The 17,859-nt window shown below is 62.5% G+C and carries 11 protein-coding genes; 3 read left to right on the top strand and 8 right to left on the bottom strand.

What is annotated here, in order from left to right; translation table 11 throughout:
- Positions 1 to 163: 163 nt before the first annotated feature.
- From AB4O05_RS07215 to glnE, 8 genes are read right to left on the bottom strand one after another with little or no spacing between them, the layout of a single operon-like run.
- Positions 164 to 1,615 carry a lipopolysaccharide kinase InaA family protein gene (locus AB4O05_RS07215; RefSeq protein ID WP_460131951.1) on the bottom strand — a complete coding sequence of 484 codons (1,452 nt, stop codon included), beginning with the start codon at positions 1,613 to 1,615 and terminating at the stop codon, positions 164 to 166.
- Positions 1,615 to 2,367, bottom strand: coding sequence for a lipopolysaccharide kinase InaA family protein (locus AB4O05_RS07210; RefSeq protein ID WP_460131953.1), 753 nt, complete (start codon positions 2,365 to 2,367; stop codon positions 1,615 to 1,617). The genes AB4O05_RS07215 and AB4O05_RS07210 overlap by 1 nt, the downstream gene beginning before the upstream one ends.
- A complete protein-coding gene (locus AB4O05_RS07205) occupies positions 2,364 to 3,098 on the bottom strand; it encodes a lipopolysaccharide kinase InaA family protein (protein WP_460131955.1) in 735 nt (244 codons plus the stop codon). The genes AB4O05_RS07210 and AB4O05_RS07205 overlap by 4 nt, the downstream gene beginning before the upstream one ends.
- A complete protein-coding gene (rfaP, locus tag AB4O05_RS07200; RefSeq protein WP_460131957.1) occupies positions 3,098 to 3,904 on the bottom strand; it encodes a lipopolysaccharide core heptose(I) kinase RfaP in 807 nt (268 codons plus the stop codon). Before rfaP ends, AB4O05_RS07205 begins: the two co-directional genes overlap by 1 nt.
- Positions 3,901 to 5,025 (bottom strand): glycosyltransferase family 4 protein, encoded by a 1,125-nt coding sequence (locus tag AB4O05_RS07195; RefSeq protein WP_460131958.1) that lies wholly within the window; start codon positions 5,023 to 5,025, stop codon positions 3,901 to 3,903. The genes rfaP and AB4O05_RS07195 overlap by 4 nt, the downstream gene beginning before the upstream one ends.
- Complete coding sequence (waaC, locus tag AB4O05_RS07190) at positions 5,025 to 6,086, bottom strand: lipopolysaccharide heptosyltransferase I (protein ID WP_460131960.1); 1,062 nt, start codon at positions 6,084 to 6,086, stop codon at positions 5,025 to 5,027. Before waaC ends, AB4O05_RS07195 begins: the two co-directional genes overlap by 1 nt.
- Before the next feature lies 1 nt (position 6,087).
- Positions 6,088 to 7,122, bottom strand: a complete 1,035-nt coding sequence (gene waaF / locus AB4O05_RS07185; RefSeq protein ID WP_460131961.1) for a lipopolysaccharide heptosyltransferase II — start codon at positions 7,120 to 7,122, stop codon at positions 6,088 to 6,090.
- A 54-nt stretch (positions 7,123 to 7,176) separates the two neighbouring features.
- Positions 7,177 to 10,116, bottom strand: coding sequence for a bifunctional [glutamate--ammonia ligase]-adenylyl-L-tyrosine phosphorylase/[glutamate--ammonia-ligase] adenylyltransferase (gene glnE, locus AB4O05_RS07180; RefSeq protein ID WP_460131962.1), 2,940 nt, complete (start codon positions 10,114 to 10,116; stop codon positions 7,177 to 7,179).
- Positions 10,117 to 10,499: 383 nt separating this feature from the next.
- Between glnE and aceE the strand changes: the two genes are divergently transcribed.
- The 3 genes from aceE to AB4O05_RS07165 all read left to right on the top strand — a co-directional run bounded on the left by aceE (position 10,500) and on the right by AB4O05_RS07165 (position 17,806).
- Positions 10,500 to 13,145 carry a pyruvate dehydrogenase (acetyl-transferring), homodimeric type gene (gene aceE, locus AB4O05_RS07175; protein WP_460131964.1) on the top strand — a complete coding sequence of 882 codons (2,646 nt, stop codon included), beginning with the start codon at positions 10,500 to 10,502 and terminating at the stop codon, positions 13,143 to 13,145.
- Between the two features lie 10 nt (positions 13,146 to 13,155).
- Positions 13,156 to 14,799: a dihydrolipoyllysine-residue acetyltransferase gene (gene aceF / locus AB4O05_RS07170; protein WP_460131966.1), complete on the top strand. Its 1,644-nt coding sequence runs from the start codon at positions 13,156 to 13,158 to the stop codon at positions 14,797 to 14,799.
- Positions 14,800 to 15,112: 313 nt separating this feature from the next.
- Entirely contained in the window at positions 15,113 to 17,806 is a 2,694-nt protein-coding gene (locus tag AB4O05_RS07165) for a putative bifunctional diguanylate cyclase/phosphodiesterase (protein ID WP_460131968.1), read from the top strand.
- The last annotated feature ends 53 nt before the right edge of the window (positions 17,807 to 17,859 follow it).

Genomic DNA, 17,859 nt, shown 5'->3' with positions numbered 1-17,859 from the left:
TCTGCATGCAGGCGGGTCGCGCCTGAAAAAAATGTGCTTCCCGCCTGGGCGAGAAACAGCTAAAGGGCGGGATTATAGCGTAAAAGCGCTGAAAAGCAGTTAGCGACAAAGGGCCGCGAAGCTCAATGCCGCGCTGCATGGCAACATCGCTGGCACACGCACTTCAACCCTCGACGCCAGTCTGCGTGGGTAACCGCTGATCAATCAACTGATACAGCGCACTCTCCCGAGGCCAGTTACGCATGAATCGCGCCCGATCCTTGACGAACGCCGCGGCGAAACTGGCAGCGGAGCTGTGTTGGCACATCGCATCGAGGTCGATCAGCGCCCAGCGGTCTTCGTGCCAGAACAGGTTATGGCCTTTGAGATCGCCATGGCTGATGCGCTCGCGGATCAGCTCGGCGAACAGGTGGTCCAGCGCCAGCAGTTCGTTTTCCGGCGCGTCACCGTGCTCGACGTAGGGTGCGAAGCGCTCGATGATATCCGGGCCCGGCAGGTATTCGGTGATCAGGTAAGCCCGGCCGCGCAGCCAGCAAAAGCGTTTTTCCAGCACGGCCAGCGGTTTGGGCGTGGCGATGCCGAGGAACGCCAGGCGGTTGCCTTCGCGCCACGAATGCCAGGCACGGCTCGGGCGCCAGAAGCGTTTGAGCCAATGGGCGAAGCCCTTGATGTTGTAGCGTTTGATCACCAACGGGCGACCGCCGACTTCGACCTTGGCGACACTGGCGGCGCCGCCGGTCTTGTACAGGTGGCCCTGGTCGAGCAACGCGTCGGCCTGTTCCAGCACCGGCAGCATGGCGCGCTCTTCTTCACGCCGAATCGCGCGCAGGGCAAAGGCGCCGCGCACCACGCTGAACAGTGTGCATTCGCGGCCAACCTTGTTCAAAAAGTCCTTCAAGCGCCAGGCGCTGACCTTGCGTACCTGTTTTTCCAAGGCTTGCAAGGGCAAGGCGTGTTCGCCGTTGCCGAGCAGGTAGTACACCAGCAGCTCTTCGGTAAACGGCTCGAGGTTTTTCGGCAACTGGGCGAAAAACACCCCGAGGTTTTCCAGCACGCGGTTGCGCGACAGCGGCTTACCGGCCTCTTCGACACGAATGCCGGCGCCGTCGATCAAGTACAGCTTGCCACCATGACGCAACAGGTTGTCCAGATGCAGGTCTTCCTGCCACAAACCGCGAGTGTGCATCTGCGCAATCGCACCCAGCGCTTCGGCCAGCACGGCGGTTTGTTCGTCTGCCAATGGCGGCGCACCTTCAACGGCCTGCCAGGCATCGCCCAGGCTTTCGGCGCCCTCCAGAAACTCGAACAACAGCCAGCCGCCCTCGCCTTCCTGCAACCCATCGGCGAGCAGCAATGGCGTGGTCAGGCCTTGTTCGGCTAGCAGGCGCACGCCGCTCAGTTCACGCTGGAAATGCCGCGCCGCCTTGCCGCCCACCAATAACTTGGCCAGCACCGGACGCCCGCGCCAGACCGCCGCACCCACGTAACGCTCGCCCGGCAATACGCGCAACAGGCTCAGCAGCTGCAACTGACCGGGACCGGCGGCATCCGCCAGCTCGAGGGTCAGCGGCAGGTCCGGTGCACGACCGGCGTTTTTCAGCTCGGACAGACGCATCAGCGGTTCTCCTTGAGGCTGCGCCGCATCGTCAGGCGTTGCAGCCAGGTGGCGACCAGCGCGCTGTCTTGCGGTTGATCGAGGTAGGCCGCCAGCAGCTGGCGCACCTGCGCATCCGACCATTGCGGCGCACGACGCAATAACGGCTCCAGGTCCTTGACCCGATCACGCCAACCGAACAGCAGCGGGCGGGTTTTCTCCAGGTCGATCAACTGCGCGGAACAACCCCCACCGCTGGCCTGCAGGAAAATATGCTTGGGGTAAAAACAGCCATGGACCTGGCCCACGCTGTGCAACTGCCGCGCCAGTTGGCCGCAGGCCAGCAGGATCGCGCGATGCTCGGTGTCGCTCAAGTGCGGCCACTGCTCCAGCAATGAATCCAGGTCGTTCCAGCCGTCCAGGGCGCGGGTCAGCAACATCGCGCGGTGTTCGCCGGCGACCTTGCGCTCACCGTAGAACGCCGCCTGCAAGGCGGGGATGCCCAGTGCGCGGTAACGGCTGATATTGCGAAATTCGCGCGAGAAACTCGGCTCGCCCAACGGCCGGCGCAGGCTGCGCGTGAGGTAGTTGCTCTGGCGCTTGAGGTAATAGCCGTAGCCGTCAAGCTCCAGGCGAAACACGCTGCTCCAGCCGCCACGGCTGGTGTTCGGCTCGTCCACCGCGTCCAACTCCTTGGCCCACAGCGCGTCGAATGTTGCGAGGCCGTGGCGCTCCAGCAGGGCGCGGTCTTCAGCCGCCAGGAAATCACTCATTCACGTCCCTCGAAAAACTTCACCACGTGGCGAATACGCTGCTTGTCCGATGCGGTCAGGTGCCGGCGTTCACGATACTGCATGTAGAAACGCAGGCGCTGGGTGGCCGACAAGTGATACTTGGCCACCTTGTCCAGGCAGGCCAAGTCTTTGGTGATGCGGTACTTGAGCCAGAAGCCACGCCAGAAATCGCCGTTGGGGCAGTCGATCAGGTACAGGGTCGACTGGTCGTCGACCAGCAGGTTGCGCCACTTCAAGTCGTTATGGGTAAAACGATGTTCGTGCATGGTGCGGGTGTATTCGGCGAGCTGGCGGCTGACCACGCTGACCCACTTGGGGTCGCGCAGGCGCGGGTCGTTACGCTCGGCCAGGACCGAGAGGTCTTCTGTCTTGGGCAACTCGCGAGTGATCATCGCGCCACGGTCATAGGCCAGGCCCTTGCGTTCCAGACCCCAGGCCACCACATCGGCGGTAGGAATGCCCCACTTGGCGAAGCGCTTGAGGTTCTGCCATTCGGACTTGACCCGAGGCTTACCCAGGTAACGACGCAGGCCCTTGCCGGCGCCGACGTAGCGCTTGACGTAGTAATGGACCCCGCCACGCTCCACGCGGATCACTTCGGACAACGGGTCACGGGTCAGGCGCTCGCCTTGCAGGGCGAACACCGCCTCGAGGCTACCAAAATCATCCGCCAGGGCGGTGTAAGCGGGTTCCAGGTTCCAACCCGCCATCAGAGCGCATCCCCGTATCGCTGTTTGCGCGCGTAAAGCTTGTCGGCCTTGCCTTGCAGCCACTGCAGTAACGCAGCCTCTTCGGCAAGGATCTGGCGCAGCGGCTGCTGGAAGTACCCCTTGAGGAAACGCAGCTTGTCGCGGTGGGTCAGGCCGATGTCCAGCGCCGAGAAATACAGCGCGGCCAGGTCCTTGTTGCGCCAGCGCAGGCTGATCTTGTCGCGGGTCTGGGCACGGTGCAGGTCAATCACCGAGAGTTTGAAGTTGTCGGCGCTCACCGGCGTGTCGGTGTGCAGCAGGAAGTGGCAGATGTAACAGTCACGGTGGTTGACCCCGCCGCGATGCATCATGCCGGTCATGCGCGCCACTTCAGCGATCAAGGCGCGCTTGAGGCGCGGCTCGGGCGCTTGCTTGAGCCAATCGATGCTGAAATCTTCCAGGCTGACGGTAGGCGCCAGTTCCTCGGTGATGATGAATGAGTGCTGGTCCGCCGGGTTGCTGCCGCGCTCGCCGTAGGCCACCGCCGTCATGGTCGGGACACCCAGTGCCTGCAAGCGCTGGATCGCCAGCCACTCCTGACCCGCGCCCAGCACCGGCAGCTTGGCGGTGACCAGGTTCTTGACGATCTCGCCCCAGCCGATGCCGCGGTGGATCTTCACGAAATAGCCACGGCCATCCACCTCGGTACGCAAGGTGCGACGCGCTTCCAGTTCACGGTACACCTCACCTTCCAGCGCCTCGACGGCGGCGAACGCATCACGCCCGGCCCAGAGGGTCTTGAACGGTTCGGCAAGCATCAACTTCATGGTTTTGGCTCCGCCAGAATCACATCCGCAGCGTGCTGCGGCATGCTGTAGAGGTCGGCCGTCTCGGCGAAGGCCAACCCATTGCGGCTCCAGGCCGCGCGCTGTGTGGAATCACTCAACATCCGCGCCAGGTACCCGTTCAATTGCGCTTGCTCAAACGGCTCGTCCAGCACCAGGCCGCTGTCGGCTTCGGCGATGTAGTGGGCGTAGCCACACACGGCCGAGACCAGCACCGGCAAGCCGGCCACCAGCGCTTCGAGCAACACGGTGCCGGTGTTTTCGTTGTACGCCGGGTGGATCAACAGATCGGCGCCCAACAGGAAACGCGGGATATCGCTGCGCCCCTTGAGGAACTGCACGTTGTCGCCCAGGCCCAGAGTAGCGCTTTGCAATTGGAATACTTTGGGGTCGTCCTGGCCGATTACAAACAGGCGCGTGCGTTTTTTCAGCTCTGCCGGCAACGCGGCCACGGCCTTGAGGCTGCGATCGACGCCCTTGGTCTTGAAGCCCGAGCCGATTTGCACCAGCAGCAGGTCGTCGTCCGCCAGGTTGAATTCCTTGCGGAACCCTTGGCGGATCTGGGCCGCATTCGGCGGTGCGCGGCGATCCTGGGCGATACCCGGCGGCAGCAGGTGGAAACGCTCAAGCGGGGTGTCGTAATGCTTGATGAACAGCGGCTGCTGCACTTCGGAAATCATCAGCACTTCAGTCCTGGCGTCCTTGGCGAACACCGCGCGCTCGTATTCGGCAAAGTGGCGATAGCGGCCAAAACTGCGGTACAGCGAATGGCGCAGGTTTTGCGCCTTGTCTTCAAAGCAACCGTCGGCGGCGTAGTACACGTCCAGGCCAGGCATTTTGTTGAAACCGATCAGGCGATCCACCGGGCGCTTGGCCAGGTCGGCTTCCATCCAGGCGCTGAGCTTCTCGTTGCGCCGATGGTTGAAGAACGCCTTGACCGGGGCCACCAGCACTTCGAAACCGGGCGGGATGTCGCCTTCCCAGATCAGCGTATAGACACGAATCTGGTGGCCGCGCCGCTGGCACTCCAGGGCGATGCGCATGAAGTCGCGCTGCAGGCCACCGAAGGGGAAGTATTTGTACAAAACAAAAGCCAGTTGCATCAGTGCAGCTCCTCAGCCAATAACAACGTGCTCAGTCGGCTGGCCACACGCTCAGGGTTCAGGCGCGTGAAGCACAGGGGCGACTCGCGCGTGATGTCGAACCGACGCAGGTCGTCGGCCGTCGGTTGATAGGTACAGTGCTTTTGCAGGCACGGCGCGCACGACCAGTCGCTGGCCAGGTGAATCTGGCCCTTGCCGTAGGCGCCGGTCAGGCCGGGGTTGGTCGGGCCGAACAGGGAAATGGTCGGCACATCCAGCGCGGCGGCCAGGTGACCCAGGCCGGTGTCCACCGCTACGCAGGCACGGGCGCCGGCCAACACGCGAGCCACACCGGCCAGGTTGAGCTTGGGCAGCACTTCGGCATTGTTCAGGCCGTGGGCCAGGCGTTCGGCACGGGCTTTTTCGGCGGCGTTGCCCCACGGCAACTTGACGTCCACACCCAGGCGGCCCATGCGTTCGGCCAGCTCACGCCAATAGGCTTCGGGCCAATGCTTGGTGTCCCAGGTGGTGCCGTGCAGCAGCAGTACAAAGGGTTTTTTCGGCGGCAGACCGAGCAGCTTGTCAGTGCTCAGGCCATAGTCGCCCAGGCCTTTGGGCAAGTCATAACCCAGCGCCACGGCGAACAACTGGCGCAGACGCTCCACCGCATGTTGCCCACGGGCCACCGCCAAGCGTCGTGAGTAGAAGCGCGCGGCAAGCGGCTCGCGAGCGGAGTTTTTGTCAAACCCCGCCACCGGCGCACGCACGTAGCGGGTCAGCCAGGCGCTTTTGAGCAGGCCCTGGGCGTCGATCACCAGGTCGTATCGGGTCGACTGGATTTGCTGTTTGAAGCGCCGCCACTCACCGCTCTTGAGGGTCTGCCAGAGGTTTTTGCGCCAGCGACGAATCGCCACCGCAATGACCTTGTCCACCGCCGGGTGCCAGGTGGGAATTTCGGCAAAGCCTTCTTCCACCACCCAGTCGAATTGAATGCCAGGGATCGCCCGCGCCGCGTCGGTGAGTGCCGGCAACGCATGGATCACGTCGCCCAGGGATGAGGTCTTGATTACCAGAACCCGCAACTCAGTGAACCTCGACCACGTCGCCCTGCAACCGCTGCAAGGCGTCGGTCACCGGCTGCGGCAGCAACTGGCGCAGGCAGTTGTAATGGCCGAAACGGCAGGTGCGCTCAAAGCACGGGCTGCAATCCAGGCCCAGGCGCACCACTTCGACCTTGTCGGCCAGCGGCGGGGTGAAGCCCGGCGAGGTGGAACCGTACACCGCCACCAGCGGGCGGTCCAGCGCCGCCGCCACATGCATCAGGCCGGAGTCGTTGGACACCACCGCGTCAGCGCAGGACAGCAGGTCGATGGCCTCGGCCAGCGAGGTGTCGCCACTGAGGTTCACTGCCTCTTCGCGCAACCCGGGAATCAGACGCTGGCGGATGTCTTCACCCACCGAATGGTCATTTTTCGAACCGAACAACCACACCTGCCAACCTTCGCGGATCTTCATCTCGGCGACTTTGGCGTAGTGCTCCGACGGCCAGCGCTTGGATTCGCCGAACTCGGCGCCCGGGCACAGCGCCAATACCGGGCGATCCAACGCCAGGCCGAACTTGACCAGCGCCGCGTCGCGGGTCACCGGGTCGATCTGCAGGCTCGGGCGCGGGTACGGCTTGGGCAACTCGGCACCCGGCGCGTAGGCCAGGGCCATGAAGCGCTCGATCATCAGCGGGTAGCGCGCTTTGTCCAGCGTGCGCACATCGTTGAGCAGCACGTAGCGAAACTCGCCGCGCCAGCCGGTACGCTTGGGGATACCGGCAAAATACGGCACCAGCGCCGACTTCAGCGAGTTGGGCAGCAGGATCGCCTGGTCGTACTGGCCGGCCAGGGATTTACCGATGCGACGGCGCGTAGCCAGTTCCAGAGCGCCATGGCCGAGCGGAAAACTCAAGGCCTTGCGCACTTCGGGCATGCGCTCAAGAATCGGCCGGCTCCACTCGGGGGCGAGCACGTCGATCTGGCAATCTGGGTGGCGCTGGCGCAGGCACTGGAACAGTGTCTGTGCCATCACCATGTCACCGACCCAACTGGGCCCAACGATCAGAATATTCATGTAGTTTCCACAAACGATGCGGGGAGGCTTATGCCTCCCCGCCCTAATAGTGTTTCAGCTCAACCCCAGCTCCCGCCAGATTCGCATCACCTGGCGCCGTTCCTCGGCAAACTGATCCCCAGCCACCGTACCGGCCTCGTTTTGCAAGGCCTGGCGATGCGCGGCGGAACGATAGGCCTTATACACCTCGCGCAGCAGATGGGCATCGGCGGCGGGCATCAACCCCACCTGCTCCAAACCCTCCAGAATGCGGATATTGTCGGTATAGCGCAGCAACGATGGATGCTGCGCCGACCACGCCAAAGCCGCGTATTGCACCATAAATTCAATATCGACGATACCTCCGGCATCCTGCTTGAGGTCGAACGCCGCCGAGGCTTCGAAGGCATTGGCCGCGGTGCCGGCCGCCGTGGCCTTGGTGCCCAGGTTGTCACGCATCTTGGCGCGCATCTCGCTGACCTCCTGGCGCAGCTTCACCAGGTCGCGTTCACGCCCCAGCACTTTAGCCCGCACCTGCTCGAACGCACGCCCCACGTCCTGGCTGCCCACCAGCACACGCGCGCGAATCAGAGCCTGATGTTCCCAGGTCCAGGCTTCATTTTCTTGATAGCGGTCAAACGCGCCGAGGGAACTCACCAGCAGGCCGGAGGCGCCGGAAGGTCGCAGGCGCATATCCACTTCGTATAACTGGCCGGAGTTGGTCTGGGTGGTCAGCAGGTGAATGATGCGCTGCCCCAGGCGCGTAAAGAACTGCGCACCATCGATCGGCTTGGCGCCATCGGTTTCGGCCTGCGGGTCGCCATCGTGGATAAACACCAGGTCCAGGTCCGAACCATGCCCCAGTTCGATGCCGCCGACTTTGCCATAACCGACAATGATGAACCCGGGATTGCACAGGGTGCCGTCCAGGCGTTGCGGCGCGCCGTGACGGGCGACCGTCTGGCGCCAGGCCAGGGCCAGCACTTGCTCGAGGATGGCTTCGGCGAGCCAGGTCAGGTAGTCGCTGACTTTCATCAGCGGCAGGCTGCCAGCGATTTCCGAGGCCGCCACGCGCAGGCGGTGAGCCAGCTTGAAGTGACGCAGGGCCTCCATTTGCTGTTCAAGGTCGTCTTCGGGGATGCGCGTAAGGCGCTCGCGCAATTCGGCGGCCAGTTCCGGCGCCAATGGCGGCTTGAACAGCCGGCCTTCGTTGAGCAACTCGTCGAGCAGCAACGGAAAGCGCGTGATCTGCTCGGCGATCCAGGGGCTGGCGGCACACAAGGTCAACAAGCGGCGCAGGGCGTCGGGGTTTTCCGTGAGCAATACCAGGTAAGCGGAACGCCGCGCGACGGCCTCGACCAGCGGCAACACACGCTCCAGCACCAGGTCGGGGTTGGCATGCTCCACGGCCTGGGCCAGCAGGCGGGGGATAAACGCGTCCAGCCGCTCACGGCCGAGGCGCTGCATGGCGCGCAACTGCGGGCTGCCGCGCAGGCCGGCCAGGGCCTTGAGGGCCTTGGGTGCATCGGTGAAACCGCCTTCGGCCAATTGACGGCAGGCGGCGTCTTCATCCTGGGACTCTTCCCACAACGGCAGCCATTCGCCCCCCACAACCAACTCGCTTTCCGTGCCCTCTTCTTCGTCGGGGTCGGCAATTACCTGGCGGAAGTGCCAGTCCACCCGGCCACGCCAGTACATCAGGCGCTCATGAAACGCAGCCCAGTCGGCAAAGCCCAGCATAAAGGCAATGCGCGCCTGGTCTTGCGGGCCGTCCGGCAGCATTTGCGTCTGGCGATCGGCAATCGCCTGGATCGCATGCTCGGTGTAACGCAGGAACTCATAACCATTGCGCAGCTCGGCGATCACCGCCGGCGGCAGGTAGCCCTGGCCTTCCAGGGTGCCGAGCACCTTGAGCAGCGGGCGCTGTTGAAGGCTGAGGTCGCGGCCACCGTGGATCAACTGGAACGCCTGGGCGATGAATTCCACCTCGCGGATGCCGCCCGAGCCCAGCTTGATATTGTCGGCCATGCCTTTGCGCCGCACTTCCTGCTGGATCAACTGCTTCATGGTGCGCAACGCTTCGATGGCGGAGAAGTCCAGGTAACGGCGGTACACGAAGGGCCGCAGCATCTCCAACAGTTGCGCGCCGGCCACCTGGTCGCCTGCGACCACGCGCGCCTTGATCATCGCGTAGCGCTCCCAGTCTCGCCCCTGGTCCTGGTAGTACTGCTCCAGCGCGTTGAAGCTGAGCACCAACGCACCGGCCGAGCCGTAAGGACGCAGGCGCATATCCACGCGAAACACAAAGCCGTCGACCGTCATTGGGTCCAGGGCCTTGATCAGTTTTTGACCAAGGCGAATGAAAAATTCCTGGTTATCCAGCGCACGTTTCACCCCCACCGTCTCGCCACCCTCGGGGTAGGCGAAGATCAGGTCGATATCGGAGGAGAGGTTCAGTTCCACGGCGCCGAGCTTGCCCATGCCGAGGATCACCATGTGCTGCGGCTCGCCGCTGCGCCGCCCGGTGGGCGTGCCGAACTGCACGCAGTGGCGCTGGTACAGCCATTGGTAGGCCTGGTCGATGCTGGCGTCAGCCATGTCGGAAAGGTCGCGACAGGTTTGCACCAGATCGGCCTGGCGGGTCAGGTCACGCCAGATGATCCGCACCTGCTGGCGCGTACGCTGGCGACGCAAGACCCGGCCAAGTTCATCTTCTGTTTCAGCCTGTTGCACGGCGCCGGCGATCTGGCCGCACAGCTCGCCCGGTGCAAAACCACGGTCCAGCTCACCCCAGGCGGCCAGCTCGAGCAACATCAAAGGGTCACGAACACTCTGTTCAATGACGAAATCACTGGCGGCACAGACACGGGCGAAGTCGGCCCAGCGTTGCGGCGTCCACGCAGAAAGGCCATGATCGTCGTCCAGCGCGGCCACCGCGTCACGAAATGACTGCTCGGCACGTTGGGCGATTGCCAGGAGGACAGCCGGCAGTTCGGCCAGCGTTGGAAGGCTCATGGTCTATCCTTGATCGGCGCGCCAGGGGCTTGTGGTTGTAAACGCAGGAACCACGCGCGGTGACGGACTGTCGAACAAAGGTTATAAATAGCTGAAAATTTATAGTTTTTGGCAGGCAACATTGAATTTATACCTTTTCTTGTTCGCAAAAGATCAACAATACCGATTATGCTCACCAATCAGACTGAGTAATCCGCTCAGTCTTGTGTAGTTTTACTACTCGTATATACATTCGAAAGGCTGAAATGGCCGACGATTTGTAGTAAAACTACAGGACGCCGAAGCAACCTTCGGCCATCCAAGAATTTATGTCGTCTGCCCACAAGGCCAGTCGCAAACTTCAGGCAACCGATTCTGGTAGCCTTTCCGCCCTGGAGCAAGCCATGCAAGACCTCGATCCCGTCGAAACCCAGGAATGGCTGGACGCCCTGGAATCGGTTCTCGACAAAGAAGGCGAAGACCGTGCTCACTACCTGATGACCCGTATGGGCGAACTCGCGACCCGCAGCGGCTCGCAACTGCCCTACGCCATCACCACGCCATACCGCAACACCATCCCCGTAACCCACGAAGCACGCATGCCTGGCGACCTGTTCATGGAACGCCGCATTCGCTCGCTGGTACGTTGGAACGCCATGGCGATGGTAATGCGCACGAACTTGAAAGATTCGGACCTGGGCGGTCACATCTCCAGCTTCGCTTCCAGCGCGACCCTGTATGACATCGGCTTCAACTACTTCTTCCAGGCCCCGACCGACGAACACGGCGGCGACCTGATCTACTTCCAGGGCCACACCTCGCCAGGCGTCTACGCCCGCGCGTTCATGGAAGGTCGCATCAGCGAAGAACAAATGAACAACTTCCGCCAGGAAGTCGACGGTCAGGGCCTGTCGTCCTACCCGCACCCTTGGCTGATGCCTGATTTCTGGCAGTTCCCGACCGTTTCCATGGGCCTTGGCCCGATCCAGGCGATCTACCAGGCCCGTTTCATGAAGTACCTGGAAGCCCGTGGCTTCATCCCGGAAGGCAAGCAGAAAGTCTGGTGTTTCCTGGGCGACGGCGAGTGCGACGAGCCCGAATCCCTGGGCGCCATCTCCCTGGCCGGCCGCGAGAAGCTGGACAACCTGATCTTCGTCATCAACTGCAACCTGCAGCGCCTCGACGGCCCGGTGCGCGGCAACGGCAAGATCATCCAGGAACTCGAAGGCGTGTTCCGCGGTGCCCAGTGGAACGTGACCAAAGTCATCTGGGGCCGTTTCTGGGACCCACTGCTGGCCAAGGACGTCGACGGCATCCTGCAACGCCGCATGGACGCAGTTATCGACGGCGAGTACCAGAACTACAAAGCCAAAGACGGCGCGTTCGTGCGTGAACATTTCTTCAACACGCCGGAACTCAAGGCGATGGTTGCAGACCTGTCCGACGACGAGATCTGGAAGCTCAACCGTGGCGGCCACGACCCGTACAAGGTCTACGCGGCGTACCACGAAGCGGTCAACCACAAAGAGCAACCGACCGTCATCCTGGCCAAGACCATCAAGGGTTATGGCACCGGTGCCGGCGAAGCGAAGAACACCGCGCACAACACCAAGAAAGTCGACGTCGACAGCCTGAAGCTGTTCCGCGACCGCTTCGACATCCCGGTCAAGGACGAAGAGCTGGAGAACCTGCCGTTCTTCAAGCCCGAGCCAAACAGCGCCGAAGCCCGCTACCTGAGCGAGCGCCGCACTGCGCTGGGCGGTTTCGTGCCGCAGCGTCGCGCCAAGAGCTTCAACATCCCGACGCCGCCACTCGATACCCTCAAGGCCATCCTGGACGGTTCGGGCGACCGTGAAATTTCCACCACCATGGCCTTCGTGCGGATCCTCGCGCAGTTGGTCAAGGACAAGGAAATCGGTTCACGCATCGTGCCGATCATCCCGGACGAAGCCCGTACCTTCGGTATGGAAGGCATGTTCCGTCAGTTGGGCATCTACTCCTCCGTCGGCCAGCTCTACGAGCCAGTCGATAAAGACCAGGTGATGTTCTACAAGGAAGACAAGAAGGGCCAGATCCTCGAAGAAGGCATCAACGAAGCGGGCGCCATGAGCTCCTTCATCGCTGCCGGTACTTCGTACTCCAGCCACAACCAGCCGATGCTGCCGTTCTACATCTTCTACTCGATGTTCGGCTTCCAGCGGATCGGCGACCTGGCCTGGGCAGCAGGCGACAGCCGTACCCGTGGCTTCCTGATCGGCGGCACCGCCGGCCGCACCACGCTGAACGGCGAAGGCCTGCAACACGAAGACGGCCACAGCCACATCCTGGCTGCCACCATCCCGAACTGCCGCACCTTTGATCCAACCTACGGCTACGAGCTGGCGGTGATCATCCAGGACGGCATGAGGAAGATGACCGAAGAGCAGCAGGACGTTTTCTACTACATCACCGTGATGAACGAGTCCTACCAGCAGCCAGCGATGCCGGCTGGCGTGGAAGAAGGCATCATCAAGGGCATGTACCTGCTCGAGGAAGACACCAAGGAAGCGGCACACCACGTCCAGCTGATGGGCTCCGGCACCATCCTGCGTGAAGTGCGTGAAGCGGCGAAGATCCTGCGTGACGAGTTCAACGTCGGCGCCGACGTGTGGAGCGTGACCAGCTTCAACGAACTGCGTCGCGACGGCCTGGCCGTAGAGCGCAGCAACCGCCTGCACCCTGGCCAGAAGCCTGCGCGCAGCTACGTCGAAGAGTGCCTCAGCGGCCGTAAAGGCCCTGTCATTGCCTCTACCGACTACATGAAACTGTTTGCTGAACAAATTCGCCAGTGGGTCCCGTCCAAGGAATTCAAAGTCCTGGGCACCGACGGTTTCGGCCGCAGTGACAGCCGTAAGAAGCTGCGTCACTTCTTCGAAGTCGACCGTCACTTCGTGGTGTTGGCAGCCCTGGAAGCCTTGGCTGACCGTGGTGAGATCGAACCCAAGGTGGTGGCTGACGCCATCGTCAAGTTCGGGATCAACCCGGAAAAACGCAACCCACTGGACTGCTGAGGAGACTTTTGTGAGCGAACTCATTCGCGTACCTGACATCGGCAGCGGTGAAGGTGAAGTAATCGAGCTGTTTGTGAAGGTTGGCGACACTGTCGAAGCCGACCAGAGCATCCTGACCCTGGAATCGGACAAGGCGAGCATGGAAATCCCTGCTCCCAAGGCCGGCGTGGTCAAGAGCCTGAAAGTGAAGCTGGGCGATCGCCTGAAAGAAGGCGACGAACTGCTGGAGCTGGAAATCGCAGGTGCCGCCGATGCGGCCCCTGCGGCGGCCGCTCCTGCTGCTGCCCCGGCCGCCGCCGCACCCGCTGAAAAACCTGCCGAAGCTCCAGCCGCCCCGGCCGCTGCTCCGGCTGCCGCCACCGTTCAGGACATTCACGTCCCGGACATCGGTTCGTCGGGCAAGGCCAAGATCATTGAGCTGCTGGTCAAGGTCGGCGACACCGTCGAAGCCGACCAGTCGCTGATCACCCTGGAGTCCGACAAGGCCTCCATGGAAATCCCATCGCCGGCGGCCGGCGTGGTGGAAAGCATCGCGGTCAAGCTGGAAGACGAAGTCGGCACTGGCGACTTCATCCTCAAGCTGAAAGTCCAAGGCGCCGCACCGGCTGCCGCTCCAGCACCCGCCGCCGCTCCGGCTGCTGCAAAAGCTGAAGCTGCACCGGCCGCCGCCCCTGCGCCGGCTGCAAAAGCCGAGGCCGCACCGGCCCCTGCTGCTGCCGCACCTGCGCCAAGCGGCGCCAAGGTTCACGCCGGCCCGGCGGTACGCCAACTGGCGCGTGAATTCGGCGTCGAGCTGAACGCTGTGTCGGCTACTGGACCGCACGGTCGCGTGCTGAAGGAAGACGTGCAGGTCTACGTCAAGGCCATGATGCAGAAAGCCAAGGAAGCTCCGGCTGCCGGCGCTGCAACGGGCGGCGCGGGCATCCCGCCGATCCCGGTCGTGGACTTCAGCCGCTTCGGCGAAACCGAAGAAGTGCCGATGACCCGCCTGATGCAAATCGGCGCGTCGAGCCTGCACCGCAGCTGGCTGAACATCCCGCACGTGACCCAGTTCGACCAGGCCGACATTACCGACCTGGAAGCTTTCCGCGTTGCGCAGAAAGCCGTGGCCGAGAAGGCCGGCGTGAAGCTGACCGTGCTGCCACTGCTGCTCAAGGCGTGTGCACACCTGCTCAAGGAGCTGCCGGACTTCAACAGTTCTCTGGCGCCAAGCGGCAAGGCGATCATTCGCAAGAAGTACGTGCATATCGGCTTTGCGGTCGACACCCCGGATGGCCTGCTGGTACCGGTCATCAAGAACGTCGACCAGAAGAGCCTGCTGCAACTGGCGGCCGAAGCCGCTGCGCTGGCCGCCAAAGCCCGCGACAAGAAGCTCACCGCAGACGACATGCAAGGCGCTTGCTTCACTATCTCCAGCCTCGGGCACATTGGCGGTACCGGCTTCACGCCAATCGTCAACGCGCCGGAAGTGGCGATCCTGGGTGTTTCCAAGGCCACCATCCAGCCAGTCTGGGACGGTAAAGCGTTCCAGCCGAAGCTGATGCTGCCATTGTCGTTGTCCTACGATCACCGTGTGATCAACGGCGCCGCAGCTGCACGCTTTACCCAGCGCCTGAGCCAACTGCTGAACGACATTCGCACCATTCTGCTGTAAGCCTGCACAGGCCTCCCTGTCGGGAGGCCTGGTTGTACCGATTTCCGAGCGCCACGCTCGTACCTCAACCCCGCCACTTGGCGGGGCTTTTTTTGCCTGGGTTTCGAGCAGTAAATTTTACAAACAAAACAGGTTTGTACACCTTCCGTCACCCTGACTGTAGAAAACGTTCCGGCAGCCGATAACACCCTTATAGCACTTAGCCTTCATCCTCTCTTGTCAGGCTGTGCCGCATGATGCAACCTTGCCGCTGGCAACAGAAAAGAGGGCGCAAGCCCGGCGCCGTGCGCGTTATTTCAAGTGAGTTTCCCCCATGAAAAGCCAACCCGATGCCGCCCGAACGGCGGCCGAGGTAGTGACGCAGTTACCGGTGCCTTCGCGCCTCGGTATGCTGCGTTTCGAGCGGCTTAATGAGGCAAGCTGGGCCCTTCTGTACCTCGACCCCAATTGCGAGCGCCAATTCGGCCTGTCGGCGGTCGAGTTGTGCGCCCTGCTCGGCACCCCCTTCGCCAGCCTGATGGAGCCCCAGGCGCGCTATCAGTTGCACGATGCCATCCAGCAACAACTGACCCAGAGCCCTCACTACCTGGTGCGCTACACCCTGCACACCAATGACGGCCCCCTGAGCCTGCTGGAGATGGGCGAAGCCTATAAACAACACAATCGCCACCTGCTGCGCGGCTATCTGATGGTGGTCGACGGCCTGTTCAACGAAATCCCCCTGCCTGTCCCGACGGCGGAGCTGGAAAGCCAGAACAGCCGCCTGCAGATCGCCCTGGAACTCAACCAGCGCGCGCAGCAGGAACAATTGCAACACCTGGAGCGCGTACGCGCCCAGCAGGAACTGATCCTGCTGCTGGCCCGCCAGCGCTACACCGCCAACAATTCGCTGCAGGAAGCCGCCGAGCTGATTACCCGCAGTGCTTGCGACATCTACCAGATCGACTGCGCCAGCATCTGGAACCTTGAAGGCCAGCGCCTGGTGCCGATCTCGGCCTACCACCGCGACGATCAGCAGCACCGTCTGCCTGAGCCCATTGACGTAAGCTGCTTCCCGGATTACCTGGAAGCCTTGCACAGCAGCCGCGCCATCGACGCCACCAACGCCATGCGCGACCCGCGCACCCGCGAAATGGCCGAGAACCTGCACACCAAGGACGTGCATGCCATGCTCGATGCGAGCATCCGCGTCGACGGCCAGGTGGTCGGCGTACTGTGCCTGGAGCAGAGTGGCAGCGAGCGCGCCTGGCAGGCCGATGAGATTGCCTTTGCCGGCGAGCTGGCAGACCAATTTGCGCAAGTGATCAACAACCACAAGCGCCGTACCGCCACCAGCGCTCTGCACCTGTTCCAGCGCGCCGTGGAGCAAAGCGCCAACGCCTTTCTGCTGGTCAATTGCGACGGCGTGGTCGAGTACGTCAACCCCAGCTTTACCGCGATTACCCAATACAGCGCCGAAGAAGTCCACGGCCACCGCCTGGCGCAATTGCCGGCGCTGGAGAACCTCAGTGAGTTGCTATTCGACGCGCCGTCGAGCCTGGCCAAGAGCAACAGCTGGCAGGGTGAATTCAAAAGCCGGCGCAAGAACCTTGAACCCTACTGGGGGCAACTGTCGATCTCCAAGGTGTATGGCGACAACCGAGAGCTGACCCACTACATCGGCATCTACGAAGACATCACCCAGACCAAACTGGCCCAGCAGCGTATCGAGCGTCTGGCCTACACCGACAACCTGACCAACCTGGGCAACCGCCCGGCGTTCATCCGCAACCTCGACGAACGGTTTGCCCGCGACAGCGACAGCCCGATCAGCCTGCTGCTGGTGGACATCGACAACTTCAAGCGCATCAACGACAGCCTTGGCCACCAGACCGGCGACAAGCTGTTGATCAGCCTGGCCCGTCGCCTGCGCAACAGCCTGAGTTCCGGCGGCAGCCTCGCGCGCTTTGCCAGTAACGAGTTTGCGGTATTGCTCGACGACACCGACCTGGAGAGCGGCCAGCAGGTCGCCAGCCAGTTACTGGCGACCCTCGACAAACCGATGTTCGTCGACAACCAGTTGATCAGCGTCACGGGCTCCGTGGGCCTGGCCTGCGCACCGTTACATGGCCGTGACCCGCAAACCCTGATGCGCAACGCCGGCCTGGCATTGCACAAGGCCAAGGCCAACGGCAAACACCAGGTGCAAGTGTTTACCGAAGCGCTGAACGCCGAAGCCAGCTACAAGCTGTTCGTGGAAAACAATCTGCGCCGCGCCCTGACCCAGAACGAGCTGGACGTGTTCTACCAGCCCAAGCTGTGCTTGCGCAGCGGCCGCTTGCTGGGCATGGAAGCGCTGTTGCGCTGGAACCACCCGGAAAAGGGCATGATCCGCCCCGACCAGTTCATCAGCGTGGCCGAAGAAACCGGGCTGATCATCCCCATCGGCAAATGGATCGCGCGCCAGGCCTGCCGCATGAGCAAGCAACTGAGCGCGGCCGGCATGGGCAACTTGCAAGTGGCGATCAACCTGTCGCCCAAGCAGTTCTCCGACCCGGACCTGGTGGCCTCGATTGCCACCATCCTCAAGGAAGAACAATTGCCGGCCAACCTGCTGGAACTTGAGTTGACCGAGGGCCTGCTGCTGGAAGCCACCGAAGACACGCGCCAGCAACTGGACCAGCTCAAGAGCTTCGGCCTGACCCTGGCCATGGATGACTTCGGCACCGGTTACTCGTCGCTGAGCTACTTGAAAAAATTCCCCATCGACATCATTAAGATCGATCGCAGCTTTATCCATGAAATCCCGGACAACCAGGACGACATGGAAATCACCTCGGCCGTGATCGCCATGGCCCACAACCTCAAGCTCAAGGTCGTGGCCGAAGGCATCGAAACCGCCGAACAGCTGGCGTTCCTGCGCCGGCATCGCTGCGATGTGGGCCAGGGCTACCTGTTCGACCGGCCGATCCCCGGCGCAGAGCTGCTTGAGAAGCTTAAACGCTACCCTCGCGGGCCAATCGCCTGACAGCGCTGTAACACTCGGGCACACTGGCTGTCTGAATTTTTACTGTTACTCAA

It is taken from the genome of Pseudomonas sp. S1_G07 (assembly GCF_054668565.1).
The sequence above is the reverse complement of the archived record's forward strand: the minus strand, read 5'-3'. Positions and strand labels throughout refer to the sequence as shown.

Excerpts from the sequence above, each read along its gene's own strand:
- AB4O05_RS07215 (WP_460131951.1), bottom strand. The coding sequence starts at position 1,615 with ATGCGTCTGTCCGAGCTGAAAAACGCCGGTCGTGCACCGGACCTGCCG.
- AB4O05_RS07210 (WP_460131953.1), bottom strand. The coding sequence starts at position 2,367 with ATGAGTGATTTCCTGGCGGCTGAAGACCGCGCCCTGCTGGAGCGCCAC.
- AB4O05_RS07205 (WP_460131955.1), bottom strand. The coding sequence starts at position 3,098 with ATGGCGGGTTGGAACCTGGAACCCGCTTACACCGCCCTGGCGGATGAT.
- rfaP (WP_460131957.1), bottom strand. The coding sequence starts at position 3,904 with ATGAAGTTGATGCTTGCCGAACCGTTCAAGACCCTCTGGGCCGGGCGT.
- AB4O05_RS07195 (WP_460131958.1), bottom strand. The coding sequence starts at position 5,025 with ATGCAACTGGCTTTTGTTTTGTACAAATACTTCCCCTTCGGTGGCCTG.
- waaF (WP_460131961.1), bottom strand. The coding sequence starts at position 7,122 with ATGAATATTCTGATCGTTGGGCCCAGTTGGGTCGGTGACATGGTGATG.
- glnE (WP_460131962.1), bottom strand. The coding sequence starts at position 10,116 with ATGAGCCTTCCAACGCTGGCCGAACTGCCGGCTGTCCTCCTGGCAATC.
- aceE (WP_460131964.1), top strand. The coding sequence starts at position 10,500 with ATGCAAGACCTCGATCCCGTCGAAACCCAGGAATGGCTGGACGCCCTG.
- AB4O05_RS07165 (WP_460131968.1), top strand. The coding sequence starts at position 15,113 with ATGAAAAGCCAACCCGATGCCGCCCGAACGGCGGCCGAGGTAGTGACG.